We start from the raw sequence: 26610 nt of genomic DNA on the forward strand, positions 1-26610 counted from the left end.
AACTTCTGTCCTTTTTTCGCCATAAAAAATCACCCCTTAATTCAATATTGCCAAACTGTGGGTTTTTCAACATCTACTTTAAGGGGTGCAGTCTATTTTTGCCCGGTTTTTCTTATTATTAGTTCTTGCAGCAACGTTTCTGCAGCCTTTGGGCTTAAAACAATTTTACCGTATGCCAAAGAAACATTTCGATCCGATACTTCTCCAGAAATCTGACAAGCTTTATTGTCATGTATTTTCGAAAAACGATCCCCTTTTCCCTTCCTATAATTACGATAAACATAGCGTTTTTCCTTTTAAAGGTATAATTTTAACTTAGCTTGATGGACATGTGCCAGGACTTCTGTAATCCATTATTCACGTTCATCCTAATATTAAAAAACTTCCTAACTATTAGGAAAAAGTATAGGCTTGGTAAAGGTGAAACGCTTACATTAATATAAATATGAGGAGGAAGTACTGATGAAAAACCGTTACATTAAAATATTAGAACATTTAGCACAATCTGATAATGAATTTGTGAGTGGAAGCGAACTCGCTAATCTATTTAATGTAACGACAAGAACAATTAGAAATGACATTAGGGAAATAAATGCAAATTATTTAGATAAAGTAATAATAGCTGGTAATACTCAAAAAGGATATAAATTAGTTGGTGATTTATCAACTATTCATCAAAATGAAGATGATTACGAAGAACGAGCTTTTAACATAATAAAAACACTTTTATCTGAAACTGATTTTATAACTTATGATGAACTGGCAAAAAAGCTTTATTTTTCTACTCAAACAATTAGGAAAGACGTACAAAAATTATTTCAAATAATCCAAGCCGAAAAACGGAACATTGAGGTTGAAGCAATTATTTTTCAAGGAATAAGGCTTAAGGGAAGTGAAGTAGAAAAACGGCTATTACTAAAAAAATTAGTAACAACAAATTGTTTAAAGAGAATGTCGCTTGATGAAGGGCTGCAATACTATTTTGGTGATTGGTTTAGTCAGTCCTCAATTCAACTAGTATATTCTTGTATTGAAGAAGAAGTCACTAAGTATAATTTATTACTAAGCTCTCAAGAGCTATTCTCAATATGTGTGAACATAATTATTAGTATAAAACGAGCAGGCCTTAATCAAAAAATTGCTGAAAAAGATATGAGGTTAGATAATACTAGCTTTGAAGAATTAAAAATAGCAAAGTTAATACTTATTCGTTTAGCTAAGGAAATGAATGTACAGTTTAATGAATATGAATATCAGTATTTATGCTACTTGTTAATTACTTTGCAAATATTACCAAAGAATAATGAAGTAATTGAGCATGAACACTCTGATGAAATAGAGGAAAAAGTAAAATCGGTTATAAAAAAAGTTTGGACTCGATATGGTTTTTCAAGTCGAAAGAATGAAAAGTTATTTAATGGATTATTGGTACATATTACAAAGTCATTATATCCACTAAAATATTACTTTCCTGTAGAGAATCCATTTATTTCTCAAATAAAGTCGGAATATTTGAATGCTTATAATATAGCAGTGGTTTTAGCGAAAGAATTACAATTTTGCTTAAATATAAAGATACCAGAAAATGAAATCGGTTACTTGACACTACATATTATGAATATTATCGAAAATTCCCAAGAAACAAGGAAAAGAATTGCAATTATTTATGGGAAAAATCCGTTAGTAGGTAAGCTGTTAGAAAGAAAAATAAATTTATATTTTCCAAATATTAAAATTGATGGTTTATTTGCAAATCATGAAACCCACTTACTTCCTGAAGGGATAGAAACTATAGTAACTACTAGTGAAATCTTTGAAGAGCAGCACCTAAATGTGAAAAATTGTATTCGTGTTAGTGAAATGATTACAAATGAAGATATGAAGACTATTTCTATTCAATTAAATCGTGGCTTACTTAAATACTATTTATCTCCGAATGATCTTTATTTCTTAGATGAAGAGAATCAAAAAGATTTATTGAAAGCCCTTACGAAGTTTGGCGATATTCAACATATGTATACAAGCATTAATGAAAGAGAAAAGATGTCGAGTACTAATATTGGAAATTTAGTGGCGATGCCGCATCCATTTGATTGTGGAAATAACAAAAAATTACGAGTGTTAGTGGCAATAAATAAACAAAAAATATTGTGGGGAGATAAAATGGCTCAAATTATCTTTCTATTTATCCCTCCAAAAAATCAAAAGGTAAATAATACAAATTTTTTTGAAGAGATTCATGATGTGTTTAAGCAAACAAATATGACAGAAAAATTATTAAATGTAACAAATTATGATGAGTTTTTGGAAGTTTGGTCTTCCAAATAATATTAGGAGGAATAGAAATGTTAGTTAATATGAAAGATTTACTTAAAGTAGCTTATGAGAATAAATTTGCAGTTGGGTCATTTAATGTTGCAAATAGCGAATTTGTCAAAGTTATAGTAAGTGCTGCAGAGGAGCAAAAATCTCCAGCTATACTTCAAATTCATCCGAATGAAATTAATTTAGTGACAGATGAATTTGTGGTATATGTACGAGAGGCGGCGTCAAAGTCTAAAGTTCCTTTTGTGATTCATTTAGATCACGGGGCAACAATCGAAGATATTACTCGATCTATTAGAAATGGCTATACGTCTGTGATGATGGATGCGTCACATTTACCATTTGAGGAAAATATTGCATTAACAAAAAGAGCAGTAGAACTTGCTCATATGGTAGGTGTGTCTGTAGAAGGTGAACTGGGTACTATTGGAAGTAATGAGGGTAGTTCAGAAGGCGGAGCAGATGAGATTTTATATACGAATCCTGATGAAGCAGCTATTTTCGTTGAAAAAACAGGAATTGATACCCTTGCTGTTGCTGTTGGAACTTCACATGGCTTATATCCAAAAAAGAAAGATCACTCTATTAAAATTGATCGATTGATGAAGATTCATGAAAAAGTAAACATTCCTTTAGTTCTTCACGGTGGATCAGACAACCCGGATGAGGAAATAAGAGAAGCTGTGAAACATGGTATTGCCAAAATTAATTTATCAACAGATATGAAGAGAGCGTTTTATAACCAATTAAGAGTTACTCTGGATGAAAATCCATATGCATATGAACCAGATCTCTTAATGCCTGAAGCATCGAAGGCAGCTATTGAATTAGTAAAGAAAAAAATGGATCTATTCGGTTCAACTGGAAAAGCATCACTCTATAAATTAGGAGAAATTTAAGAGGAGGGATCATATATGAAAACTTCTAGTATCTTAAGGGCGGAAAACATAATATTAGATCTAGTTGCTGAAACGAAAGAGGACTTAATTAATGAGCTTGCAGAAAAATTAAATAAAAACGGCTATTTACATGATCTTAAACAATTTAAACAGGATATTTGGGCTCGTGAAGATCAGGTTCCAACAGAAGTAGGGTTTGGTATTGCTATTCCACATGCAAAATCTGCTGGAGTCAAATCGCCTGCTATTATTATGGGAAGATCTTTAAGTGGAATTAAGTATAGTTCAGAAAAATGTAATTTATTTTTCATGATAGCAGCCGGCAAAGATTCTTCAACTAAGCACTTAAAAACTCTATCTAAAATCTCCACTTTTCTAATGGATGAAACCTTTAGAGCTAAGCTTATTCTTGCCAAAGATAGTCATGAAGTTGTCCAGCTATTTGCAAATGCTGAAGAAAAAATGGTACAAGTAGATACGAATGATAAGAAGTATTTTGGTAAGAAATTGGTCGGAGTTACTGGATGCCCTACTGGAATAGCACATACATTTATGGCTGCAGAAGCTTTAAAAAATGCTGCTGAGGAGCTTGGTGTTCAAATAAAAGTTCAAACCAATGGATCAACGGGTATACAGAACAGATTAACTCAAGAAGATATTAATGAAGCAGACGGCATAATTGTTGCTGCAGATATTAAAGTGGACATGGATGAATTTGGTGATCGTAAAGTTATTAAAACGTCTGTTAAAAATGGTATACATCATGCAAAGGATTTAATTGAAGATGCTATTTCTGGAAAAGGTACGGTTTTAAATCAGGGGAACAACAAGTTAAAGGAAGCAAAAGAGAAAACACGATTAAAACAACCTAAAATATATAGCCATATAATGAATGGGGTATCTTTTATGATTCCATTTGTTGTAGCTGGCGGTATATTAATCGCAATCTCCTTTATGTTTGGCATTAATGCTTCTGACCCGGCAAGCTCAGAATATAATGCATTCGCTGCTTTTCTAGGTACAGCAGGGGGGAGCGCTGCCTTCGCACTAATGGTTCCAGTACTAGCAGGATATATTGCGTATAGTATTGCTGATCGTCCAGGTTTAGCACCAGGTATGATTGGTGGTATGATGGCAACCCTTGGTGGTTCAGGATTTTTAGGTGGTATGATTGCAGGTTTTATTGCTGGGTATACAATCTTAGGATTGAAAAAATTATTAAAAGGCATTCCAGATTCATTACAAAGTCTTTCACCGGTGCTTATTCTTCCTTTATTGGGTACGTTTGTAACAGCCTTTATTATGCACTTTGTAATTAATAGTCCGATGGCGTGGATTAATGAGTCCTTACAAGGTTGGTTAAATGGTTTAACTGGTTCGAATGCAATTTTATTAGGAGCGCTTTTGGCAGGAATGATGGCATCAGATATGGGCGGCCCTATTAATAAAACAGCATCAGCATTTGGCTTAGCGATGTTTGCAAATCATATTTACGAACCATCTGCTGCACTAATGGTTGGAGGGATGGTTCCTCCATTAGGGATTGCATTAGCTACAACACTATTTAAAATAAATTCTCACTTGAAGAACACAATGCAGGAAAAGCAGCTTATATTATGGGGGCATCTTTTATTACTGAAGCAGCAATTCCTTTTGCTGCAAGTGATCCATTAAGAATAATTCCAGCAAATATTGTTGGTTCAGCAATTGGTGGAGGGATTTGTATGGCATTAGGAATTTCTTTACAGGCTCCTCATGGTGGAATCTTTGTAATTCCTATTGCTGCAAGCAGTCCATTGCTATACATTGTATGTATTTTAATTGGTTCAATTATTACAGCTTGTATAATTGGGGTATTAAAAAAACCTGTTTACAGAGCACAAGGTAATACTAGTGGGAAGTCAGAAAATAAAACAGTAGCAATTAAAGCAGTATAATTTATACGAGTGAAAAATGACATCGGTACTGTACGGGGCTACTGAAAAGTCCCTTCACAAAACTAATGGTAGATCCCTTGAAAATCCTCTTAAGAATAAATATATTCTCAAGGGGATTTATAGTTACTGTCCCATTTTCCATCCTCACTTCTTCAATAACAAATACATAAAATAAGGTGCACCAATTAATGCAACCATAATTCCAGCTGGAATTCCTTCAGGCCCAACTAAATTCCGTCCGACCGTGTCTGCAAGCAATAGCAGCCATCCGCCAATCAGGACGGCGATAGGGATGAATAGTTGATTTCTTGGTCCTACTAAAGCTTTTGCAATATGGGGGGCCATTAGTCCGATAAATGTAATTCCACCTGTGACTGAGACTGCAGCGGAAGCCAGGGCAACAGCTGTTAACATTAATACGATACGTTCTTTTTCGACTCTTACTCCAACGCCGATTGCCACAGGTTCGTTTAGGCCAAGGAGGTTTAATCGATTTGCTTTGTACAAAGTAAACGGAATGAATATGGCTAGCCATGGAAGGATTGCCCAAATAAAAGGCCAATCTGAACCCCAAATATTTCCGGCTATCCATTTTACGATAAAGTCAACTTTTGTCCGTTCAGCAGATGAGATTAGGACAATCATCAGCCCTGAAAGCGCCATTGAAAACCCGATTCCGACCAGTACTAATTTTACTGGTTGCAGGCCAGCATTTCTGCTGTACGAAAACACATATATAAGGCATGCCGTTATTAAAGCACCGGCGAAAGCGACAAGTGGGAGCAAATAAACAAAAGATCCTGCCTCTATGGGAAAGAATAAAAAGAAAACAGCAATGGCAACACCTGCCCCAGAGTTAATTCCTATAATTCCGGGATCGGCCAAATCATTTCTGGTTATTCCTTGTAAAATAGCACCAGATAATGCAAGTGCCATTCCAGCAAGCAGTGTAATGATCATCCGCGGTAATCGAATCGAAAATAAAACAAATTCTTCTTTAAACGATCCTTGACCGAGAAGGGTCGGAAGCAGTCTGTCATAAGAAAGGGAGGAGTAACCAATTCCCATCCCCAAAATGATTGAAATCGTAATAAGTGCTAGTAAAATACATAGAATGATGCGCTGTTTTTTTAGTAAAGCTTGTTGAATCATGAGAATGCTTTCCCTCCTTTATGCACGATGAACAGGAAGAAAGGTAAACCCATCAACGCAATAATGGCTGCCACCGGTGTTTCATATGGAGAATTGATGGTCCTGCCTAGTGTATCGGCCAACAGCATAAAAGACGCTCCTGCTACTGCCGACATTGGTATGATAAAACGGTAATCCGTTCCAACAATGGAGCGGACGATATGAGGAACCATTAACCCTATAAAAGCCATATTCCCGACTAGTGCAACAGAAGCGCCTGCGAGTAGAATGATGACAATAAAAAGGATCGTTTTTATTCGTGTTATTTTTTGTCCTAATCCAACTGCAACTTCCTCGCTTAAACTAAGAATGGTAAGCTGTCTGGAGCAGAAAAGAGAAATAAGAATTCCTATTGACATAAAGGGAACGATTACTTGGAGCTGGCTCCATGAAGTGCCGATCATTCCACCGGCAGTCCACATCGATACATCTTTTGATATTTTAAAATAAATACCAATACCTTCTGAGATAGCGTATAAGAATGCAGATACAGCAGCTCCGGCCAATACAATCCGGAGAGGGGAAAACCCGCCCTTTTTCATCGACCCGATGCCGAAAACCATAATTGCTCCGACAGCAGCTCCAATAAAGCAAGCAACCATAATACCTAAATAATTTGTTGAAGGGATAAATGCAACAGTAATTGCCAATGCTGCATTAGCTCCAGCAGTTAATCCAAGCAAACCTGGATCAGCAAGGGGATTTCTCGTTAATCCTTGCATAATAGCACCGGAAACGGCCAGGGAAGCGCCAACAAAAATCCCGGCAATTTCACGCGGCAAGCGAATTTCTTGGATGATCGAAATCTTATCACTAGAAGCACTAAAGGTAATTGCCTGCCAAACGTCTTTAACTGAGGTATCTGCAGCTCCGAATACCATAGCAATCACAAACATTCCAATAAACCCAAGCAATCCTATTATAAATTTAAACACAAATGGAATCGAAGGTTGATTTTCTTTCGTCATCAGTCTCTCATCTTTTCTTTTATAGAATAAAGGAAAAGGAACTCTTAAGATAAGAATTCCTTCTTGTAGTTTTACTTTCCAAGAAAGCTTTTAATAAAGTAGTCTAGTTGGAAATCTAACGTTAATGGGTCATTAAAGTAGAATTCTTTTGCATTTACTTCAAATACTTGATTATTTTGAACAGCTGGAATATTTTTGTATGTTTCTGTTTCTTGGAATGAATTGTCTATGTCAGGGTTTTTACTAAAGATTATATAGTCACCAGCATATTCAGGCAGAACCTCTGTTGAAAGGGCATAGTATCCGTCCTTTAAAGCCATTTCTTTTACCTTTTCAGGCATTTTTAGTTTCATTTCTTGATAAAGAATTTCTGTTCCGCGTCCCCAGTTGTCTCCGAATACGTAAAGCTGTTTATCAAAATTTTCAATGACAGAAACAGTAGTGTCTTCCCCGATTTTTGCTTTAATGTCTTCACCAGCCGTTTGTGCACGTTTTTTGAAGTCATCTATCCAAGTTTGTGCTTCCTTTTCTTTATTTAATAGTTTGCCAATTTCCAAGTGTTGAGTTAAATAATCTACTTTTCCGTATGTATACGTAACGGTTGGAGCAATTTCCTTTAATTTATCGATGTTTTTTATATTGGATAAACCGATAATCAAATCCGGTTCTAATTCAATAATTTTTTCTAAGCTTGTGTCTGAAACTTCTTCAACATTCTTTAATTCATCAGCAAAACGCGGGTTCATTTTCGACCATGAATCTACACCAACAAGATTTACATCTAAAGCCATGACGTTACCTGCGAAAGAAGAAAGGACAACAACACGCTGTGGATCGGCAGGAACTTCGATTGGCCCATTTTCAGATTGGTAAGTGATTGTCTCAGATTTTTTTTCCTCTGAAGCTGAGGTATCCGCTTTTCCAGTTGACTCGCTGCTGCAAGCACTAGTAATTAACACTAATAGAAGAATAAAGGGGATCAATAGCTTTTTCATGTTCATGTTCTCCTTTTAATAAATTGTATGTGATACACATTGGTTTGTTTGTTCGGGGATCACGTCCGATTTGAGCATCAATATGAAATACTTTTTTTAGCACGTTATGATTCATCACTTCCTCACAATTCCCAGCCTTTACTACGTTTCCGTCTTTTAAGGCAATAATATAATCAGCAAATCGAGCTGCCTGGTTTAAATCATGAAGAACCATGATGATTGTACGTTCCTGTTCAATATTCAGCTGCTGCAAAAGCTCTAAAACTTCCAGTTGATGTGCCATGTCTAAATAGGTTGTTGGTTCATCAAGGAAGATAATATCCGTTTCTTGTGCAAGTGCCATGGCAATCCATACCCGCTGGCGCTGGCCTCCTGACAGAGCATCCACTGGTCGAAACTTAAAGTCTATTGTGCCTGTAACTTCAAGGGCCCAGTCAATCACTTCATAATCTTTTTTTGTTAAGCGTCCAAAGCCTTTTTGATACGGAAAGCGGCCATAGGATACTAGCTCGCCTACAGTTAAACCGCTTGCACTTTCTGGTGTTTGAGGAAGAATCGCCATTTTTTTAGCAAGTATCTTTGTGTTTTCTCTCGCGATATTTTCACCATCTAAAATGACAGATCCAGATTGAAGAGAAATAATACGAGTAATGGCTTTCAATAGTGTAGATTTCCCACAGCCATTTGGACCGATGATTGTTGTGATTTTATTATCGGGGATTTTTAAACTAAGATCTTTTAAAATTAAACGTTCTCCATAGCCAATGTTTAGGTTATTTGTATAAAGGCGGGTCATTTTAAACCTCCATTTGTTTGAGAATGGGGAGATACAAACCAATGATAATGATTATCAATTTCATAATTTACTATAATTTAATCTTTCTTTGGTGTCAACTGGTATTTTTGTGGTCAAAAGGGAAGAAGTAGTGTATATTTAATTGAGAATGATAATCATTTACTTCAGTTAGCATAGGGGTGAACCGAAATGGAACAGGAAGAAATATTTGATGTGACGGTAATTGGAGGAGGACCTGCAGGGCTTTATTCTACTTTTTATAGCGGTCTTAGAGAAATGAAAACAAAGCTTATTGAATATCAGCCACAATTAGGCGGGAAAATACATGTTTATCCAGAGAAGATGATTTGGGATGTTGGAGGATTGACGCCAATTTCCGGATCAAAATTGATTGAGCAGCTAGTAGAACAAGGATTAACCTTTAAACCAAAAGTAGTGTTGAATGAGAAAGTAGACTCGATCTCCCGAAATGAAGAAGGGATTTTCGTTTTAAAGGCAGCTTCCGGGCAAAAGCATTATTCGAAAACAGTGATTGCAGCTGTGGGTGGTGGAATTTTAAATCCGCAAAAACTTGAAATAGAAGGTGCAGAGAAATTTGAAGTGTCAAATTTACATTATACAGTAAAGTCCTTACAAAGTTTTAAAAACAAAACAGTGATCATTTCAGGTGGTGGAAATACTGCCATAGATTGGGCAAATGAATTAGAGCCCATCGCAAAAAATGTTTATTTAACATATAGAAAAGAAGCTTTAGCAGGGCATGAAGCACAGGTATCCCAACTTCTGAACAGTTCTGCTGTCTGTTACTTTCAAACATCAATTACCAAACTAATTGCTTGTCCTAATCATGAAGTCATTGAGCGAGTTGAACTGACAAATCATGAAACAGGTGAGGTCTCGTATTTGCCAATTGATGAGGTAATTATTAATCATGGGTATGAACGGGATACAACATTGCTTCAAAACAGCCAGTTGAAAATCGAAATGGCAGATAATTATTATATTGCAGGGAATGCTGCCAGTGAATCTTCCATTGATGGACTTTATGCAGCTGGCGATATTCTCATGCACGATGGGAAATTACATTTAATAGCCGGCGCATTTCAAGATGCTGCAAACGCTGTAAACAAGGCAAAAAAGTTCATCCATCCGGATGCCAATAAAAGTGGAATGGTTTCTTCCCATAACGAAGTTTTTAAAAAGCGTAACAGAGAATTAATAAAACAAATGATAAAGTGATCCATCAGTGGGGGATTCATCCTCCACTGATGGTAGGTGAGAAATCTGAAGATCTTTTTAATTGAAAATCACAATTGTTAGCAGCTTATTCGAAGTATTCTACCACAACTTTCCCAATCATTTTCCCAGATTCAACCATTATATGGGCTTTTTTTAGATTATCAGCATTAATGAGTGTAAGGACTTCTGTTAGGGTAGTTACTAATTTTTTCTGGTCTATTAATTCTGACAAGGCAGAAAGTAGTTTATGTTGTTCTTGCATGTCTTTTGTTTGATACATTGCTCTAGTAAACATAAATTCCCATACAAAAGCAGCACTTTTACTCTTGAGTAAATTCAAATCATGTTTCTCTTCTGTTTCAACAATTGAACAAATTTTACCCTGTGGGTTAATAGAAGTTGTGATAGTATCCCAGTGTTGATCCGTATTATTTAAACAAAAGATATAATCAACACCTTTCAGGTTAATCTCTTCTAATTGTTCTACAAAAGGTTTATAATGATTAATCACGTAATCAGAACCTAGTTTTTTACACCAATCGATTGATTCTTGGCGGGAAGCTGTTGAGATAACAGTTAATCCTGCTAACTTTGCCAGCTGAATCGCAATAGAACCTACTCCACCTACGCCACCTATAACTAAAACGTCAATATAGTAAATGTTGAGGCTGTGATGGTGAAAAGGCCTATATTATTATAAAGTTTCTCTTTTTAAGGAGTTATCGGGCATCATACCCCTCATATGATGCCTCTTTTACTCTTTTCAGGACCGTCTTGAGTTTGTTGGGTTTATTAAGGAGCTTCCACTTTGATACAGCTATATTAAATGTCTTTTGGAAATTTTTGACGAACTGTCAGTGTAGAAAAAACTTTTTTTTTGAACTCTGAAAAACAAACCCGCAAATAATCATTCCGAGAAACAAAAGACAGCATGAACCTAATACGACAACTGGCCGAATAGATATTATTTCTGCCATCACTCCAAAGGTAGTTGTAAAAATAATGATAAGAACCGCTTCTATCATTCCAAAAAAACTCCCAAAACGGCCCATTATCTCAACTGGTACGTTGTTTTGATAAAAGGTAATAAACCCTATATTTGCAAATGAAATGGCAAAGGATAACAGGAAAAAACTTAATGCAGCAATTAAAAAACTGTTTGAAAAAGCAAACAATAAATATCCAAATGCAGTGACTATTGTTCCGATACTGATTTGCATATGAACAGCAAATTTCTTTGCAAAAAGAGTATTTATCACGGAGCCTGCAATAATACCTCCACCTGCAATACTGACAAGGAAGCCATAGGCACTGTCTGATAGGACAAGAACTTCTTTAGCAAATGAGGCTTCTAAAGAGTCTATTGCCGTCATAAAAACGGTAACACCACTTATGAGAAGATATACAAGTGCTACATAAAAAGATGTTTTGCTGAAATTCGTAACCTCCAACCAGTCCTTTTTGATTAAACTCCAAGAAATCTTTGGTCCTGTAACAGCCTTTTCTTTTTTTTCGACATTAGGTAAAAGCATGATAATAAATCCCGATATAAACAGAGCGACAGCATTTAATTGAATGGCTAAGAAAGGTGTTCCTTTTAGAAACAATAGTCCAGCAATAGAAGGACCAATTAAAAAACCTCCAGAGTCAATAATACTTCTTAAAGCATTAAAACGTTGACGATCGTTTTTCGGAATTAATTTTGTCATATAGGTCATCGAGGTTGTGGCAAAAATAGCACCAGCCATATTTATAAGGAAGACAAAAATATAAATAAACCATATAGAAGGCAGGAAAGGGAGTAAAAAAATACAAACAGCCCTAAAAATATCAAGAAAAGTCATAAGGAGTCTTTTATTTGCTCGATCAATCAAACTGCCTGCCCAAAAGTTAGTGCACAAAGCTGCGATAGGGATCAGTATATAAAGTGCAGTCACTGCCATTGGAGAGCCAGTCATCTCTAGTACGGTAAGGTTCAAGGCAATTAAATATACCCAAGCACCGATATTTGAAATGCCAATTCCGGATAACAGCAAAAGTGGATATTTCAATGTGTCAAATTTTCCTATTTTCATAAAGATTCCCTCCAGTTAAATGTTTATTAACAAATAAAAAAATCCCACCTCCAAGACGTTAGTCTTGGGGACGAGATTTGGAATCTTTATCGTGGTGCCACCCCAGTTTGTTTCTGTGTTGCCACAGAAACCTTATCAAGTACGACATATTATATATGTTTATACCTTATCTCTTTAACGGGAGAACCCGTCACACGATCCCCGCAAATTTTATGGTTCCCATGTGCAGCTTAGAGACTTGCTTCAATGAGTTGATTCTTACTCCTTTTCAGCGAACGGAGTTCTCTGTACAGAATCAAGTTCATATACTCTTCTCTTCATTGCCTTTAATTTTCGTTTATTGTACTTTTGGTTTTTTGGAATGTAAAGGGAAATTTGGAAGATTATATTGATTTTTTAGCTATATAATCTTCCTTTGCGATAGAGCTTCTACGATGAAATCCGGATCGATTTTTCAATGCGTTGATATTGCAGCGATTATACTTATAAGGCTTTTCCTAATTTTGACTTAATCCGAATCTCTTCGCAGCTCTAGCTCGAGCACGTTCAATCTCAACCTCACGATTGCGAGGCTCAGCGCTGGTTACCAGTGAGTCCATCAGTTCCCTGACAACGACAGCCACATCCTCGACGGCGCGATTGAACGCCGCCTCGTTCGCCTTCGAAGGTTTGTTAAAGCCCGAGAGCTTCCGCACGAATTGAAGCGACGCCGCCCGTATCTCATCGTCAGTAGCTGGAGGGTCAAAGTTATAGAGTGTCTTTATATTTCGGCACATATCCTTCACCTTCTTATTTCCTTTTTTTGTTATATCAATCTTACTACATTTTCATCTCACAATACCAGCAAAAAAGAATGATACTAGAGTGATTGTCGATAGTTGTCTGTTCTTATCATTCTATAACCATGAAAAGAAAAACTGATACCCACCGAACACGCAAAAGACAAGTGAGTATAGCTTTAGTAGTTTCTTTTAGCGCTTGTAGAATTATTTTTAAAATATTTTCAATTTAAGTAATCCAATTTATTTTTTATAACGATTGCTTATTGAATATATGTTAATATGTTAATATTATTTTAGCTTAGGAAATGTGATTGATAGTAATGCAAATGAAGGGAGGTGAGGGACGAAAGTGCATAAACGAGTACTACAAGCAATTTTATTCTTGGGAATACTAAGTTTTCCTGCATTTGCATCAGCTGAAGGAGGCTTGTTAAACTCTACGGAGGTCAAAGCGGAAAAAGATAAATCTGTAATGGAAGAAATAAAAGAAGCAAAATCAACCGATAATGACAGGAAAGAAGATAACAGCAATACTGTCGATAAAGTTGTTCCAACTGTTACAGAATCTTTATCCAAAAGAAATGACAAAGTGACCAATTCTTTTTCAGATGAGAAACCTCGGGTAGAAGTCAACCTTTCTGAAGAACCTTCTCTGGAAGAGGATGCCGGTGCCGTAAAGGCAAATGAATCAAAGCAACCTAATGTGAAAGTAGAAACCGAGGTTGGAGATGTTGAGGCATCTAAAGGCTCTTCTGTGAATGTAAATGCAGGTGTAGGAGAAGCTGATGTTTCAAGAGATTCTAGTGTTGAGGTTTCTGAAGACCATTCTGTGAAAATTAAAACAGGTGGAGCGGCTGCAAGAGTAGAAGATCATAAATCCGTTCATCTAGATGCGGGTGGTGTAGATGATAAAAGGCCTGTTAAAAGTGAAGAAGGATCTTTTAAACCCGGCATTGAAGAGGCTCCTGTTACAAAAGAAAAGCCGTCAGCGGAAGAAACTGTGAACAATGAAGTGGACGGAAAAACACCCGTTCAAATTCAAAAGGATAGAACAAACATACTTACCATTGAATCAGATGGCCAAAGAAATGGGAATCCGAAGGCGATAGAGAAAAATACAACTCCTGTTAATAGTCCTCCAATTGAATCAAAGGATCACTTGGTTGGGATAACTGTGAGTCAGAACGTTCCTTCGTCTTCTACAATGACATTAAATGGATTTTCTTCAAGCATGTCAATGTTAGGTGTTGTTTATTCAATCTATCAAGATAAAATTCTTACATACTCGGTCCATAATGGGAAAAATAAAATATTTTTTGACCAATGGCTGAATGCACCACCGTCACAACCACCTCAAGGTTCTCTTCTTTTAAAAAAAGCGTAAATAAAAACTTTTATTAAAAGGAGAGAAAATAAAATGAAAAACGTACTCAGAACATTAACAATTACAGGTGGTTTAGCAGCAAGCTTATTCATTGGAGGCCAAACAGGTTTGGCAGCAGAAAACGATTCTTTATTAAATAATGAGACTAGTGTTCAAACTGAAGTAGAAGAGACAGAGGATACTGTTAAATCTACATCAGAAGCTGACGTACAAGCAGGAACAGCTGCTATTGCAGAAGGAGAGGACATCTCGGCTGGAGCGAAAGTAAAAGGCGAAGCAGGGGTCTCTAACGAAACAATGATAGATGAAGAATATAATATGTACTCTTCAAAAACCGAAGCTGAAATAGGCGCTGAAGTCGGAGCTGCAGTAGAAGTAGAAGACAGTTCAGCTGCTGTGAATGCAGAAGATGAAGCAGGAATTTCTAACGAAACAGTGGTAGACGAGGAAAATGCCATGTACTCTTCAAAAACAGAAGGTAACCTAGGAATAAACTTAGGAACAGCTTTTGAAAATGAGGAAGGTACTGCTTCTGTTAATGCTGAAGCAGAAAACAAAGTGTGGAGCGTAATCGAAACGAATGAAGAAAACAACTCTACTAAAGCTGCTCTTGGTACAGAATCTATGACAGACCTTGACCTTGGTTTACAAGAAGAAAAAAATGAAGAGGCAGTAATGGTTAATGGAATGACAGATGCAGGTGCTTGGACTATGGTCGACAATACAGAAGATTCTTCCCGTTTTGAAACTGGTCTTAACGGAGATTTTTTAACGGTTTTAGAAACGGATGATAAAAAAGTTGCTTCTGAGACAATGGTTGGCACTGATGCTGGTCTTTGGGTACAATCCAGTGAAGATGATGACAATAATCAAACAGGCTTAAATGGAAATACAAACACAGCTATTGGTCTTAAGCTTTCAAATAATGAAGATACAAACCTTGGAGCTGATTTAGGATTAATGACAAACTTACATGCAAACTTTTCTAGAAGCTGATGAAGAAAGCGATCCACAGGTCTTAATCTAGTGTTAGACGTAATTACTGATTCAGAAACTGGTTATAACATAGGCCTATAATACTCACAAAAAACGGAAAGACCTGATGAGGTCTTTCCGTTTTTAATAGAATTCGGTAAAATATTTTATTATGGAGTGAAAAATTAAAACCTAAGTAGTTTAATTAGATCCAGCGGTAATGTGAGAATATAGAAAACAATAATAGAAGCAACCCCTTGTAAAATAAGAGCAATGAGCATATAAAGCTTTCTTAAAATCCATATTTTCTTCCTATACCTTTTATAAAAGAAATAACCTGAACCATGAAATAATTGCATAAAGAAATTGTGAATTTTATCAAAAATAGATTCTGGATTTTCAAAAGTTCCAAATTCATAGTAATCAACCATGTACCATTCTATAACCATTAAAAGAAAAACTGATACCAACTGAATACCCAAAAGACAAGCAAGTATAGCTTTAGTAAAATAAACTATTTCTTCCACTATTATTTAAACCTTCTTTCTTTATATCAAATGAACTACACCAAAAAGAACCTCACCTGTTGGCAAGGTTCCTTTCCATTATTGAGCTTGAACTTGGTATGCTGCCAAATCGCCTATTCCGCCCAGAATTTCTTCCCATTCTTTATTATCTGCTAAATAGATATGTACCGGAGTTTTCGGATCCTCTGTATACTCAGCAATCCAAATTCCGCGTTTAGAAGGTAAGAAGAAAAGAATGTTTTCTAAATACAATTCATCTTCAAGTGTGACAATGCTAAAGTTTGAAATGTTAAATAATGTCCAATCGAATGTTTTTAAGTCTTCTATAAACAATTCAAAACTATTTTTTTCTTGTAGTGTGAACATAGAGTTTTTGAGGACCTTATTTACTTTTTTCGGGTCACTTAGCATATCAAATGCTTCATCAGTTAATGAAAAAGTTTGCTTGCCGCCATATTGTTCAAAAGAAATACCATAATATTCTTTAATAATCTCTTTCATTTCAGAGGAGGAAATGATGGCAAACTCATGGACAATGTCCCGATCAATTAAATGGAACAACCAATCATCATCTTCGTAATGATGGAGCATCAATGCTGAATGTTGAGGAGCATTCGAGCAGCGAATCATACGCTTTGATCCAACATACTTCTCAATAAATTGAATGATTTCCATTGTTAAAGGAGATTCTCCTTTAAAATCCCGATCCTGATCCCAAAGGCGCTTCATAATCAGCTGGTTTGCGGTTGTTTCCATGATTGCCTGCCATTCTATTTCTGACTTATTGCCAAGCGCTTCCTGGGCAATCCCTTTTGCAATACTTGGATGTCCAGCGACACTGACCATCAGCGCAAGCTCTTCTGTTGTACAGGTAAGTAAGTGGTTCATTTTGTCACAACCTTTTGGAAAGTATGTATTGTTTTACGAGAAAATAAAATCTAGTGGTAATGTAATAATGTAGTAAACAATGATGGACAGAATCCCTTGTAAAATAAGAGCTATCAACATATAAAGCTTCCTTTGGATCCACTTTCGCTTTTTTAATTTAAGATATAAAAAAATACCTGAACCAAAAAATAACTTCATAAAAAAAATACCAACTTTATCAAAAGGTGTTTCCGGATTTTCAAATATGTCAATTCCTAAATAATCAACAAATATCCATTCGAATGCCAGAAACATCAATATTGAAAGCCACTGCAGACTCAAGAAATAACCGAATATCATAATTGAAAAATAGATAATCTCTTCTATCATATGAAACTTCCTTAATGAATGGTTTTTATCTTTAAGAGAATATTAAATCTAAAGGCAAAGTAATAATATAATAAACAATGATAGAAAGAATTCCTTGTAAAATAAGGGCAATCAACATATAAAGCTTTCTAATGATCCATTTATGCTTACTAAATTTACTATAAAAGAAAAAACCTGAACCCAGAAATAATTTCATAAGGAAATTGATAATCTTATCAATTTTGGATTCAGGATTTTCAAAGGTTCCTAACCTATAAAAATCAACCATAGCCCACTCTAAAAAGAGGAATAGGAAAACAGAAGCCCACTGCATACCCAATAAGGCACCAAACATCATTTCTAAAAAATAGATAATCTCTACCATCATCTGAAGAACTTCCTTAATACGAGTTTTTATCGTAAAAAAATTAAGTCTAATGGTAATGTGATAATATAATAAACAATGATAGAAAGAATCCCTTGTAAAATAAGAGCAATCAACATATAAAGCTTCCTAAGGATCCACTTTTGCTTACTAAATTTCATATATAAAAAATAACCAGAACCCATAAATAATTTCATGAAGAAATTTCCGATTTTATCTAAGAGTGATTTAGGTTTTTCAATGAATCCTAACCTATAATAGTCAACAATGGCCCATTCTATTATAAGAAAAAGTAAAACTGAAACCCATTGAACACCTAACAGGCAGTTAAGTATAACTTTTAAGAAATATATAATTACTTCAATCATATAGTTACTTCCTTAATAATCTGAGTTTTTATCGTATAAAAACTTACGAGAAAATTAAATCTAATGGTAAAGTGATAATATAGTAAATAATCATAGAAAGGATCCCATGAAAAATGAGGGCAATGAACATATAAAGCTTTCTAAGGATCCATTTTTTATTACTAAACTTACTGTATAAAAAGTAACCTGAACCCATAAATAATTTCATGAAAAAATTCCCGATTTTATCTAAAAATGATTTAGGAACTTCAATGAATCCTAATCTATAAAAATCAACCATGGCCCACTCTAAAAAAAGGAATAGAAATACAGAAGCCCACTGTAAACACAAGAAGTAACCGAACAACATTTTAAAAACATAGGTAATCTCTTCTACCATCTTAAGTACTTCCTTAATAATACAAGTTATAGGTTCTTCATATCTTACGAGAAAATTAAATCAAGTGGTAATGTAACAATATAGTAAATAATCATGGAAAGAACCCTTGCAAAATAAGAACAATGAACATATAAAGCTTTCTAAGGATCCATTTATGTGAACTAAATTTACTAGAAAAGAAAAAACCTGAACCAAGAAATAATTTCATGAAGAAATTGATAATCTTATCAATAATGAATTCAGGATTTTCAATGGTTCCTAACCTATAAAAATCAACCATAGCCATTCTATATCCAATAAATGTAAAACTGAAACCTCATGAAGTCCAAAAGGCAAGTAAATATAGCCTACAATATCTTCTGCTATTTACTTATAAAAAAATCAACTCTAATGGAATTGTGATTATATAGTAAATAAGAATGGATAAAATGCCATGGAGTATAAGTCCAATTAGCATACAAAGTTTTCTTGTTATCCAGTTAAATTTTTTAAACCTATTGTATAGGTGGTATCCAGAACCAAGAAACATTATCATTATAAAATTCATGAGTTTATCAATTATGTTCTCAGGTTCTCTATGAGTCCCCATTTCATAGAAATCAACCATAGCCCATTCTATTACTAAAAAAATCAAAATAGAGCTCCATTGAAAACCTAGAAAGCAACCAATTATAAGCTTAAGACTAAAAATGACCTCTTCTATCATTTTAAACTCCTTTAATTTAAACAAGAATCAAAGACATTAATTTCTAATTAATATTAGTTAAACCAACTACTAATTGAATTTTTTAATTTTTCTCCAGCTTTTCCAATTCCTTTACCTACTTCTTTAAAGATTTTACCCCCAACATCTTTAGCTGCATCTCCAATTTTCGAGCTTGTTAACCCGCCAGCAAATGCACCAATCGAACCACCTACAATTATGCCTACTGGCCCACCAAAACTTCCAATTGCTGCTCCAAGCTTAGCACCGGCCCCAATGGCCACCATATCAGCAGTAAAGCCACCTACGGCTCGACCAACTCTCTCACTAATAGGTTTTTCTTGATTTTGAGGAGAAAAGGCTTCTCCAGTATTTGCTACTGCGGATATTACTACCCCCAACCCAGGTACCCTACTTCCTATTTTTGCAAACCCATTATTCGTTATTGTCCTACCTAACACTTCTTTTGTACCTGTTGTCATTCTAATCTGGGTCTTCTTCATAAATTCCTTCCCTGACATCCGATTGATGTCTTTCGGGTAACCAGCTACATGTTTGTACAGGTGTGCAGGGCTTTGATAGGATTTTACGAAATTCTGTATACCTTTCATTAAACGATTCGATGGGGCAGGTGCTTTTTGGAAATCGCGTAACCATTTTGCGAGCTTTGCACTGTGTTTGCTTTTACTTGTCCATGCAGGGTTTGATTTTACAGAGAAATAATAATTTCCTCTTATTTTTTGCCAAAGGGTTGGTTTGCCTCCAAAATAATGAACCTTCATTTTACGGGCAGCTGCCAGAGTGAGTCCTGATGACGCAAATTGATAACCGGCTAATAAAGTATCTCCAAAGCTCATTTTCTGATTTATGTAGTCAAAAGGAGAGGTAAAGGCATCGCCAAACGAGAAAACTGTTCTAGTTAATAATTCTTCATTTAACTTAGAATAGTTGGGCTTTTCCTTAAGTTGATCACTGTTATAGGTGTCAACACTTAGGCTTCCGCTATTAAACATCCCTTGTATTTCACTAATATAACTTTTCATCATCTGAATGTCTTGCTCGACGGAGGTAAGTTCATTAGTTTGAGTGGTGTCGAAGGTGACTAGGTCTTCGATTGTTTTGTCTATTTCTTTATTTGCTCGCTGGATGTTGTTGTGGAAATATTGGTCATCAAGCCTTTCCACAGAAACAATATCACTGACACTGTCTATTGATGTATTCGCATCATCCACAAGATCGGCCGTCACTGTTTTAGCTTTGTTTAGCCCGTTTGTTAGGTCACCATTGAGAAAGCTTTGGCTAATAAAACCGCTCGTATCGGATTCTAAATCTGAGCATGCCATTTTAAGGTTTGTTAAAACTCTATCATAGCTTTTAAGAGTATGATAATGAAAGGATAAAATAGGTACGTGCCAGTCTTGATAGAAGGACCGTACGGCTGTACCGCCTTTTCCTTTAAAAGAATCATTAAGGCCCGAAAAATCCTCAATAGATCCTTCAAGCTGTTTAAGCTGATCCATTTGAGATTTAATTTTATTGAGTAATCCATCTATACCGTTATGTAAAGATTGTGCATCAAGTGTTTTCATGGTCCCATCCACCTTCTACCGTGCTCTAATTGAAGATCCTATGTTATGATCAGCTTCTTTTATGCTTTCTATGGTCGTTCTTACTGATTGGTTGTTCGCCTTTAAAACCTGCTTATATGCTTCACCAACTTCTTCGAGCAGGTTGTTCAATTCATTCAATTTATTGACGACATCCAATTCATTTCCACCGGCGATTTCTTTTAGTAAAGAGGTTTCAAAAGACCCGGCAGAACTTTCTATTTTAGAGATTGCACTTTCCACTTCTCCATATCTTATTTTCATTTCCTCGCTCAATTCATTCAGCCCTTTCTTCTCTTTCTTCCCGTTTTTCCCGTTCAATCCGAGCTGTCTCAGCAGCGATATTACTCTCCAACGATTGAATTTCAGCTTTAATCTCCTCTATTTTATTCTCAATAGAAGTAAGAACCGAATTTAGCTGATTATGAGAAATATGCTTGTAGGAAAATGAAAGGGCTTCACGAACCTCTTCAAACTGGTTGGATAAGGTTCCTTTCCATGTTTTAGAAGTAAGTTCGGGGTCTTTTGCTAGTTTCTGGTTTTGGTTCAACTCATTTTGTAGTCCATCTAACTCAGCTTCACAACTTTTCAGCCGCTTAAGCTGTTCTTTTTTTTCGGCTAGTGCAGATTGTAAAAAGGACAAGTAATATGACAGTGGTCTCAACCCCTTATCTATGCAATTTTTCTTAGAATTCATAATGAAAAAGTCGTAGCTAGTATATATGGTATCAAATGGAAGCACTATAAATGAATGGGTACATCACCTTAATTTTTACAAATGCATAGTACTTTGTATCTATTATAATTTTATAAATATTTTTTTGGTATTTTTATATGCAAATCGTTTAGCATTCTCTAATAAAGTTACTTTTTCTCGTTTTCTTGGATTAATGAAATCTAATTGTTAAATTTGTATAGTTATTTTATATTATTTATAAATATACAACTATCTTTCTAAGTGAGGGAAATAACATGGAAGTTGAATATAAAGCAAAACTCCCTGAAAAAGAAGAGTTTATTAAACTGCATCAAACCACCGGCTGGAATGCAAAGGGTTTGTATACGAACGATCAGCTTTTTAAAGCCATTTGTAATAGCTGGTATGCAGTTTCTGTCTACAAAGGTGGGGAATTAATAGCGTTTGGACGTATCATTTCCGATGGCATTTATCAGACTTTAATATGTGATGTTATGGTTGATCCGTTTTATCAAAACCAAGGAATCGGTAAAGGAGTTATTGAAAACCTTCTTTTCAAATGCAAACAGGAAGAGATTAAATGGGTTCAATTATTTTCTGCTAATGGGAAACAAGATTTTTATAAAAAGTTTGGTTTTGTAGCAAGGGACTCAGCATCTCCCGGTATGTCTTTGTTTTTATAACTCTGAATCTGGCCGTATGAAAACAGTAAGACAAATGAAAAATATTAAGTAAAAATAATAACAGGGACCTCCATAATCTTGTAATTTTTTCAAATACAAGGTTGAGGAGGTCCTGTTTTTTGTCATAAAATGATACAAGCTAATCTTTGTAATCTTGCTCTTCTATTCGTAAAATCTTACATATGCCAATTAAACAGGGTATACTGACTACCGAGGTGATTCTATGAGGAATGAAATACAGCAAGATAAAGGGAGCATTCAGATAGAAAACACAGAGGAAAGCACGGATATCGTAAGCATGACAGAAGAAAGATGGCATGCCATAGTGAATAATGATCCGTCTTATGATGACAAATTTTATTACGGAGTTAAAACTACAGGGATTTTTTGCCGGCCGTCTTGTAAGTCCAGAACCCCTAATATTGAAAATGTCCGGATATTTTTAGATGCAGAGCAAGCACTTTCAGAGAAATTTCGTCCTTGTAAACGGTGTAAGCCGAGTGGTCTGCGGTTGCCTGATGAAGAATGGGCAGCCCAAATCATGGAGTACATTGACAACAATTATGGCGAAGCCCTAACGCTGGAACTATTAGCTGAAATGTGTCATGGCAGCCCTTTTCATATGCAGCGAACGTTCAAACGAATCAAGGGAATGACCCCAATTGAATATATACAGAAGACGAGGATTTCCAAATCAAAAGAGCTGCTAAGCACAACAGATCAATCGATAATGGAAATTGGCATATCAGTTGGAATAGCGAATACAGCACATTTTGCCACTTTATTTAAAAAGAAAACAGGGCAAACTCCAACAGGGTATCGAAAATCAACAACAATAAGGTAATCATGGAGGTTATATATTATGGAACAAATAAATAACAAAACCATTTACTGGTGCTTGTTCTTATACGGACAATGGAAAATGTATATTGCAGCTACCTCTAAAGGCCTTTGCTATGTAGGTTCACCAAATAAGGAAAAGGATGAATTTACAAAGTGGGCGAATACTAAGCTGCCGGAGTACAGTTTGGTACAAGATGAAGAAATGTTACAAAGCTATGTAAACGAATTTATCGAGTATTTTCAGGGACAACGTAAAAAATTTACCATTCCTGTCGATATTCAAGGGACCGAGTTTCAAAAATCAGTGTGGAATGCATTAAATGAAATTTCATATGGGACCACCCATTCTTACTCTGACATCGCAGAAATTCTTCAAAAACCTAAATCGGTTCGTTCCGTTGCCACTGCGATTGGCGCTAATCCAGTTTTGATCACGATTCCTTGTCATAGAGTGATTGGCAAAAATGGAAGTTTAACTGGTTATCGGGGCGGCATAGAAATTAAAAGGCAGCTGTTGGCTCTGGAAAATGGAAGTTCCGACATAAAAGAGGGAATCAAGCATGCCTAGTATGATTAGAGAGCGGATTGCTTCATTGAATTGGGATGCATTGCAAAGGCAACTTGACGACCAGGGGTTTGCTAAGGTTCCGGTTATATTGGATCAACATCAATGCGAGGAAATCATTCAAACGTATGACGAGGAATCCAATTTTCGAAGTACAATCGATATGAGCAGATACCGGTTTGGGAGCGGGGAGTATAAGTATTATGAAGCTCCCTTGCCACCCCTGTTGGAACAGCTTCGCACAAATTTCTATCCTGAGCTTGCGAAATCAGCTAATCTCTGGGCCCGGCAGCTTGGAAAAGAAACCGTTTTTCCAAGTAACTTGGCGGATTTTTTAACAGAATGTCATCAAAAGGGACAAGTTCGTTCCACACCTTTGATTCTCAAATATGGGGCTGGCGGATATAACTGCTTGCATCAGGATTTGTATGGTGAAGTTTTCTTTCCTTTTCAAGTCGTAATTGCTTTAAATCAAAGAGACGAGGATTTCTCTGGCGGGGAATCGCTGCTTGTTGAACAACGGCCTCGGGCGCAAAGCAGAGGACATGTTATCACCCTGGAACAAGGAGAAGGACTTATTTTTCCAACAAACCACCGGCCTGTTCCTGGAACGCGAGGTTACTATAAAACTACAATTCGTCATGGGGTAAGCACAGTAACATCGGGTACTAGATATGGTCTCGGGATTATATTTCACGATGCGAAATAACAGGGAATTTCAAGCCCTTGTGAACTTTAATTTATACACATTGGGGGAATCGGCGTGCAAAGTAAATTTTTATACAAATATCCAAAGACTCTTCTTAATAAAGGTACAGGATTTTTATCAGGTTACAGCCATTCTCTTAATCCATACACTGGTTGTTCATTTGGTTGTTCATACTGTTATGTCCGCCAAATGCCTGTCTCAAAATTCCGTAAGGAAGAATGGGGGACCTGGGTTGACATAAAAAAAGGAGCGGCAGACATCCTTCATAAAGACCTTACAAGAGCTAAGAAAAAAGGAAAAGTGACCATTTTCATGTCATCCAGCACAGATCCCTACCAACCTATTGAACAGAAGGAAGAAATAACAAGGACATTATTGGAAGTAATGGTTGAAAATAAACCTGATTTTCTATTTGTACAGACAAGAAGTCCGCTTGTGCGTCGAGACATTGATTTATTTCTTCTATTAAAGGATAAAGTTAGAGTAAGTATGACCGTTGAAACCGATAGAGAGGATATCCGAAAACACTTTACTCCAAGTGCTCCGCCAATTAGCGGGCGGTTAAAAACCCTACAGATATTGGCAGAGGCAGGCGTTCCGATACAAGCAACAATAGCTCCAGTGCTGCCTAGCAGTGAAGAGTTTCCGGAAAAGTTGGCAACATTAGTTAATCGAGTTTGCGTTGACGATTATTTTATGGGAGATGGAAGTGGAGGAAAACGAACAAATAGTTTAGGTATTTCTTCAATATACGAAGAATTGGGATTAGAAGAATGGTACAGTCCCTCAGCTTATCGTATTGTTTATGAGAGATTAAAGAAAGTATTTGGGGATGACCATATTTTGTTGAGTCAACAAGGATTTTTACCTTAATCTATTCTCGAGAGGTGTGCATGTCTTCATCATCAATAATGGAGAATTTTGTCGAAAAATCGATAAATTGAAAATTTCTAAGATAAATCCGTCATTTTCGGAGATATAATAAAAATTTCGAAGATAAGTGGGTGATTTTCGAAGATAAACTCCAACCGACATGAAATTGTATTGAGAGGAAGTCCTAGAGGTTATGAATCGACCTGCAATATGCTCGAGGTTCATTATAAAATAGCGCTAATTCTGTCGAAAAATCGATATATTAGAAATTTCGAAGATAAATCCGTCATTTTCGGAGATATAATAAAAATTTCGAAGATAAATGTGTGATTTTCGAAGATATAGAGCCTCCGACTCAATCATTAATATAATTTGTTAAAGGAGTTTTCCTCCAAATGGCGAATTCCTACAAGGATAATTAAATTGGAGTGATGAAATGATTATAAAACAGCGTAAAATCCCCCTTTCTATTCTAAAATTGCAAGCTTTACTTCGCAGGCTTCCTTCCTACCATCCAAAAATCCCGATGATTAAAGAAGAGCTAAATAAAAGAGCTGCAGGCTATAAAGGAGAGAGCTCACTTGATTACCATTTAGGATTTCTTGAACCCAAAAGGTACTTCATTTTTCATGACCTTCGGCTTGAGGATCAATCTCGTTTTTTCCAAATCGATACCTTATTATTGTCGCAAAAATTTGCTCTTATCATTGAAGTGAAAAATATATCAGGTACGATATTCTTTGATCCTTTGTTCAATCAACTCATACGCACGAAAGAAGGTAAGGAGACCGCTTTCCCAGATCCAGTTATCCAAATACAGCGCCAAGAATCCCAATTTAAAAATTGGCTTTTAAAGAATGGGTTACCAGATGTCCCACTTTACTCTTTAGTTGTAATAAGCAACCCGCAAACCGCGATTCGTACTGCTCCGGAAAACCGCAGTCTCCGTAATAAAGTCATTCACTGTGAAATTCTCCCCACAAAAATCAGTCAAATTGAAACCTCAATCAAAAATCAATCTCTTTCCGAAAAAGAGCTTAAAAAAACGATTCGACTTATAAAAAAGCAACATACCAAAGCAGACTATTCCATTTTGGAACGGTTTAATCTAACAGCTGCTGAAATTTTAAAAGGTGCCATATGTAAAAAGTGTGATCATAAGCCCTTATTGAGAAGGCATGGGACTTGGATTTGTACTCAATGTCAAAATAAATGTAAAGATGCTCATATACAAGCATTAAACGATTACTCGCTTCTTATTGGACCCACGATAACAAATAGACAGTTAAGAGGTTTTTTAAAAATTACATCCCCAGCCGCTGCGACAAGACTCTTGCAATCTATGAACTTGACCTCTACAGGAACCAACAGGGGAAGAGTATACACTCTGTCCTTTGATGAGGATTACTACTGAAAATGTGCAGAAGATAAAGACGCTAATACAACAAACAGCCTCTAAATAGGTGCCA

The 26610-nt window shown here is 35.9% G+C and carries 27 protein-coding genes, 2 pseudogenes and 1 other annotated feature; of the genes and pseudogenes, 12 read left to right on the top strand and 17 right to left on the bottom strand.

All coding sequences use genetic code 11. From position 1 onward, the window contains the following. Window positions 1-92: 92 nt before the first annotated feature. A complete protein-coding gene (locus IC621_RS09310) occupies window positions 93-179 on the bottom strand; it encodes a hypothetical protein (protein WP_318153023.1) in 87 nt (28 codons plus the stop codon). Between the two features lie 283 nt (window positions 180-462). On the opposite strand from IC621_RS09310, the gene IC621_RS09315 reads away from it, so the two are divergent. The 3 genes and pseudogenes from IC621_RS09315 (at window position 463) to IC621_RS09325 (ending at window position 5161) form a co-directional block, all read left to right on the top strand. Further along, the gene (locus IC621_RS09315) at window positions 463-2328 is read left to right on the top strand and encodes a BglG family transcription antiterminator (protein WP_191158026.1); all 1866 of its coding nucleotides are present in this window, start codon (window positions 463-465) and stop codon (window positions 2326-2328) included. Between the two features lie 17 nt (window positions 2329-2345). After that, the gene (locus IC621_RS09320) at window positions 2346-3224 is read left to right on the top strand and encodes a ketose-bisphosphate aldolase (RefSeq protein ID WP_191158027.1); all 879 of its coding nucleotides are present in this window, start codon (window positions 2346-2348) and stop codon (window positions 3222-3224) included. A gap of 15 nt (window positions 3225-3239) precedes the next feature. Continuing rightward, window positions 3240-5161: pseudogene (locus IC621_RS09325) on the top strand (PTS fructose transporter subunit IIABC). Window positions 5162-5305: 144 nt separating this feature from the next. On the opposite strand, the gene IC621_RS09330 reads toward IC621_RS09325, so the two are convergent. The 4 genes from IC621_RS09330 to IC621_RS09345 all read right to left on the bottom strand — a co-directional run bounded on the left by IC621_RS09330 (window position 5306) and on the right by IC621_RS09345 (window position 9111). Beyond that, window positions 5306-6313 (bottom strand): FecCD family ABC transporter permease, encoded by a 1008-nt coding sequence (locus IC621_RS09330; protein WP_191158028.1) that lies wholly within the window; start codon window positions 6311-6313, stop codon window positions 5306-5308. Further along, window positions 6310-7320 (bottom strand): FecCD family ABC transporter permease, encoded by a 1011-nt coding sequence (locus IC621_RS09335; protein WP_191158029.1) that lies wholly within the window; start codon window positions 7318-7320, stop codon window positions 6310-6312. Before IC621_RS09335 ends, IC621_RS09330 begins: the two co-directional genes overlap by 4 nt. A gap of 71 nt (window positions 7321-7391) precedes the next feature. Next, the gene (locus tag IC621_RS09340) at window positions 7392-8315 is read right to left on the bottom strand and encodes an iron-hydroxamate ABC transporter substrate-binding protein (protein ID WP_191158030.1); all 924 of its coding nucleotides are present in this window, start codon (window positions 8313-8315) and stop codon (window positions 7392-7394) included. Beyond that, entirely contained in the window at window positions 8266-9111 is an 846-nt protein-coding gene (locus tag IC621_RS09345) for an ABC transporter ATP-binding protein (protein ID WP_191158031.1), read from the bottom strand. The genes IC621_RS09340 and IC621_RS09345 overlap by 50 nt, the downstream gene beginning before the upstream one ends. Before the next feature lie 189 nt (window positions 9112-9300). Between IC621_RS09345 and IC621_RS09350 the strand changes: the two genes are divergently transcribed. Beyond that, the gene (locus IC621_RS09350; RefSeq protein ID WP_191158032.1) at window positions 9301-10350 is read left to right on the top strand and encodes an NAD(P)/FAD-dependent oxidoreductase; all 1050 of its coding nucleotides are present in this window, start codon (window positions 9301-9303) and stop codon (window positions 10348-10350) included. An 85-nt stretch (window positions 10351-10435) separates the two neighbouring features. On the opposite strand, the pseudogene IC621_RS09355 reads toward IC621_RS09350, so the two are convergent. From IC621_RS09355 to IC621_RS09365, 3 genes and pseudogenes are all read right to left on the bottom strand, one after another. Continuing rightward, window positions 10436-10999, bottom strand: a pseudogene (locus IC621_RS09355) (zinc-binding dehydrogenase); the annotation flags it as partial. A gap of 205 nt (window positions 11000-11204) precedes the next feature. Next, window positions 11205-12425 carry an MFS transporter gene (locus tag IC621_RS09360; RefSeq protein ID WP_191158033.1) on the bottom strand — a complete coding sequence of 407 codons (1221 nt, stop codon included), beginning with the start codon at window positions 12423-12425 and terminating at the stop codon, window positions 11205-11207. Window positions 12426-12488: 63 nt separating this feature from the next. After that, window positions 12489-12755, bottom strand: a binding site (T-box leader). A 167-nt stretch (window positions 12756-12922) separates the two neighbouring features. Next, complete coding sequence (locus IC621_RS09365; protein WP_191158161.1) at window positions 12923-13201, bottom strand: DUF2277 domain-containing protein; 279 nt, start codon at window positions 13199-13201, stop codon at window positions 12923-12925. Between the two features lie 355 nt (window positions 13202-13556). On the opposite strand from IC621_RS09365, the gene IC621_RS09370 reads away from it, so the two are divergent. Together IC621_RS09370 and IC621_RS09375 are read left to right on the top strand one after the other, a co-directional pair. Then, complete coding sequence (locus tag IC621_RS09370) at window positions 13557-14591, top strand: hypothetical protein (protein WP_191158034.1); 1035 nt, start codon at window positions 13557-13559, stop codon at window positions 14589-14591. A 33-nt stretch (window positions 14592-14624) separates the two neighbouring features. Continuing rightward, window positions 14625-15587, top strand: coding sequence for a hypothetical protein (locus tag IC621_RS09375; protein ID WP_191158170.1), 963 nt, complete (start codon window positions 14625-14627; stop codon window positions 15585-15587). 164 nt (window positions 15588-15751) lie between these two features. Here the strand turns inward: IC621_RS09375 and IC621_RS09380 are convergent, their stop codons facing one another. From IC621_RS09380 to IC621_RS09420, 9 genes are all read right to left on the bottom strand, one after another. Further along, window positions 15752-16093: a hypothetical protein gene (locus IC621_RS09380; RefSeq protein ID WP_191158035.1), complete on the bottom strand. Its 342-nt coding sequence runs from the start codon at window positions 16091-16093 to the stop codon at window positions 15752-15754. Window positions 16094-16171: 78 nt separating this feature from the next. Continuing rightward, entirely contained in the window at window positions 16172-16981 is an 810-nt protein-coding gene (locus IC621_RS09385; RefSeq protein WP_191158036.1) for a hypothetical protein, read from the bottom strand. Between the two features lie 33 nt (window positions 16982-17014). Beyond that, window positions 17015-17350 carry a hypothetical protein gene (locus IC621_RS09390; RefSeq protein ID WP_191158037.1) on the bottom strand — a complete coding sequence of 112 codons (336 nt, stop codon included), beginning with the start codon at window positions 17348-17350 and terminating at the stop codon, window positions 17015-17017. A 31-nt stretch (window positions 17351-17381) separates the two neighbouring features. Next, complete coding sequence (locus tag IC621_RS09395) at window positions 17382-17717, bottom strand: hypothetical protein (protein ID WP_191158038.1); 336 nt, start codon at window positions 17715-17717, stop codon at window positions 17382-17384. 26 nt (window positions 17718-17743) lie between these two features. Next, a complete protein-coding gene (locus tag IC621_RS09400; protein WP_191158039.1) occupies window positions 17744-18082 on the bottom strand; it encodes a hypothetical protein in 339 nt (112 codons plus the stop codon). Window positions 18083-18125: 43 nt separating this feature from the next. Continuing rightward, the gene (locus IC621_RS09405) at window positions 18126-18461 is read right to left on the bottom strand and encodes a hypothetical protein (protein ID WP_191158040.1); all 336 of its coding nucleotides are present in this window, start codon (window positions 18459-18461) and stop codon (window positions 18126-18128) included. Between the two features lie 759 nt (window positions 18462-19220). Continuing rightward, window positions 19221-20753, bottom strand: a complete 1533-nt coding sequence (locus IC621_RS09410) for a ribonuclease YeeF family protein (RefSeq protein ID WP_191158041.1) — start codon at window positions 20751-20753, stop codon at window positions 19221-19223. Between the two features lie 15 nt (window positions 20754-20768). Beyond that, a complete protein-coding gene (locus tag IC621_RS09415; RefSeq protein ID WP_224752430.1) occupies window positions 20769-21092 on the bottom strand; it encodes a DUF5344 family protein in 324 nt (107 codons plus the stop codon). Continuing rightward, the gene (locus IC621_RS09420) at window positions 21049-21435 is read right to left on the bottom strand and encodes a YwqH-like family protein (RefSeq protein WP_191158043.1); all 387 of its coding nucleotides are present in this window, start codon (window positions 21433-21435) and stop codon (window positions 21049-21051) included. The genes IC621_RS09415 and IC621_RS09420 overlap by 44 nt, the downstream gene beginning before the upstream one ends. Window positions 21436-21743: 308 nt before the next feature. Between IC621_RS09420 and IC621_RS09425 the strand changes: the two genes are divergently transcribed. The 6 genes from IC621_RS09425 to IC621_RS09450 all read left to right on the top strand — a co-directional run bounded on the left by IC621_RS09425 (window position 21744) and on the right by IC621_RS09450 (window position 26555). Then, window positions 21744-22151, top strand: a complete 408-nt coding sequence (locus tag IC621_RS09425) for a GNAT family N-acetyltransferase (RefSeq protein ID WP_191158044.1) — start codon at window positions 21744-21746, stop codon at window positions 22149-22151. 223 nt (window positions 22152-22374) lie between these two features. Then, window positions 22375-22995 (top strand): bifunctional transcriptional activator/DNA repair enzyme AdaA, encoded by a 621-nt coding sequence (locus IC621_RS09430; protein ID WP_191158045.1) that lies wholly within the window; start codon window positions 22375-22377, stop codon window positions 22993-22995. An 18-nt stretch (window positions 22996-23013) separates the two neighbouring features. Continuing rightward, entirely contained in the window at window positions 23014-23562 is a 549-nt protein-coding gene (locus tag IC621_RS09435) for a methylated-DNA--[protein]-cysteine S-methyltransferase (RefSeq protein WP_191158046.1), read from the top strand. Then, entirely contained in the window at window positions 23555-24268 is a 714-nt protein-coding gene (locus IC621_RS09440; protein ID WP_191158047.1) for a 2OG-Fe(II) oxygenase, read from the top strand. The genes IC621_RS09435 and IC621_RS09440 overlap by 8 nt, the downstream gene beginning before the upstream one ends. 54 nt (window positions 24269-24322) lie before the next feature. Beyond that, window positions 24323-25141 (top strand): SPL family radical SAM protein, encoded by an 819-nt coding sequence (locus IC621_RS09445; protein ID WP_191158048.1) that lies wholly within the window; start codon window positions 24323-24325, stop codon window positions 25139-25141. 436 nt (window positions 25142-25577) lie between these two features. After that, entirely contained in the window at window positions 25578-26555 is a 978-nt protein-coding gene (locus IC621_RS09450; RefSeq protein ID WP_191158049.1) for a nuclease-related domain-containing protein, read from the top strand. The last annotated feature ends 55 nt before the right edge of the window (window positions 26556-26610 follow it).

It is taken from the genome of Metabacillus arenae, assembly GCF_014773385.1.
GTDB classification, from domain to species: domain Bacteria; phylum Bacillota; class Bacilli; order Bacillales; family Bacillaceae; genus Metabacillus_D; species Metabacillus_D arenae.

What these genes read in the sequence shown, in the direction of transcription:
- IC621_RS09315 (WP_191158026.1), top strand. Translation starts at nt 463, where the DNA reads ATGAAAAACCGTTACATTAAAATATTAGAACATTTAGCACAATCTGAT.
- IC621_RS09320 (WP_191158027.1), top strand. Translation starts at nt 2,346, where the DNA reads ATGTTAGTTAATATGAAAGATTTACTTAAAGTAGCTTATGAGAATAAA.
- IC621_RS09330 (WP_191158028.1), bottom strand. Translation starts at nt 6,313, where the DNA reads ATGATTCAACAAGCTTTACTAAAAAAACAGCGCATCATTCTATGTATT.
- IC621_RS09335 (WP_191158029.1), bottom strand. Translation starts at nt 7,320, where the DNA reads ATGACGAAAGAAAATCAACCTTCGATTCCATTTGTGTTTAAATTTATA.
- IC621_RS09340 (WP_191158030.1), bottom strand. Translation starts at nt 8,315, where the DNA reads ATGAAAAAGCTATTGATCCCCTTTATTCTTCTATTAGTGTTAATTACT.
- IC621_RS09345 (WP_191158031.1), bottom strand. Translation starts at nt 9,111, where the DNA reads ATGACCCGCCTTTATACAAATAACCTAAACATTGGCTATGGAGAACGT.
- IC621_RS09350 (WP_191158032.1), top strand. Translation starts at nt 9,301, where the DNA reads ATGGAACAGGAAGAAATATTTGATGTGACGGTAATTGGAGGAGGACCT.
- IC621_RS09360 (WP_191158033.1), bottom strand. Translation starts at nt 12,425, where the DNA reads ATGAAAATAGGAAAATTTGACACATTGAAATATCCACTTTTGCTGTTA.
- IC621_RS09365 (WP_191158161.1), bottom strand. Translation starts at nt 13,201, where the DNA reads ATGTGCCGAAATATAAAGACACTCTATAACTTTGACCCTCCAGCTACT.
- IC621_RS09375 (WP_191158170.1), top strand. Translation starts at nt 14,625, where the DNA reads ATGAAAAACGTACTCAGAACATTAACAATTACAGGTGGTTTAGCAGCA.
- IC621_RS09385 (WP_191158036.1), bottom strand. Translation starts at nt 16,981, where the DNA reads ATGAACCACTTACTTACCTGTACAACAGAAGAGCTTGCGCTGATGGTC.
- IC621_RS09390 (WP_191158037.1), bottom strand. Translation starts at nt 17,350, where the DNA reads ATGATAGAAGAGATTATCTATTTTTCAATTATGATATTCGGTTATTTC.
- IC621_RS09395 (WP_191158038.1), bottom strand. Translation starts at nt 17,717, where the DNA reads ATGATGGTAGAGATTATCTATTTTTTAGAAATGATGTTTGGTGCCTTA.
- IC621_RS09400 (WP_191158039.1), bottom strand. Translation starts at nt 18,082, where the DNA reads ATGATTGAAGTAATTATATATTTCTTAAAAGTTATACTTAACTGCCTG.
- IC621_RS09405 (WP_191158040.1), bottom strand. Translation starts at nt 18,461, where the DNA reads ATGGTAGAAGAGATTACCTATGTTTTTAAAATGTTGTTCGGTTACTTC.
- IC621_RS09410 (WP_191158041.1), bottom strand. Translation starts at nt 20,753, where the DNA reads ATGAAAACACTTGATGCACAATCTTTACATAACGGTATAGATGGATTA.
- IC621_RS09425 (WP_191158044.1), top strand. Translation starts at nt 21,744, where the DNA reads ATGGAAGTTGAATATAAAGCAAAACTCCCTGAAAAAGAAGAGTTTATT.
- IC621_RS09430 (WP_191158045.1), top strand. Translation starts at nt 22,375, where the DNA reads ATGAGGAATGAAATACAGCAAGATAAAGGGAGCATTCAGATAGAAAAC.
- IC621_RS09435 (WP_191158046.1), top strand. Translation starts at nt 23,014, where the DNA reads ATGGAACAAATAAATAACAAAACCATTTACTGGTGCTTGTTCTTATAC.
- IC621_RS09440 (WP_191158047.1), top strand. Translation starts at nt 23,555, where the DNA reads ATGCCTAGTATGATTAGAGAGCGGATTGCTTCATTGAATTGGGATGCA.
- IC621_RS09450 (WP_191158049.1), top strand. Translation starts at nt 25,578, where the DNA reads ATGATTATAAAACAGCGTAAAATCCCCCTTTCTATTCTAAAATTGCAA.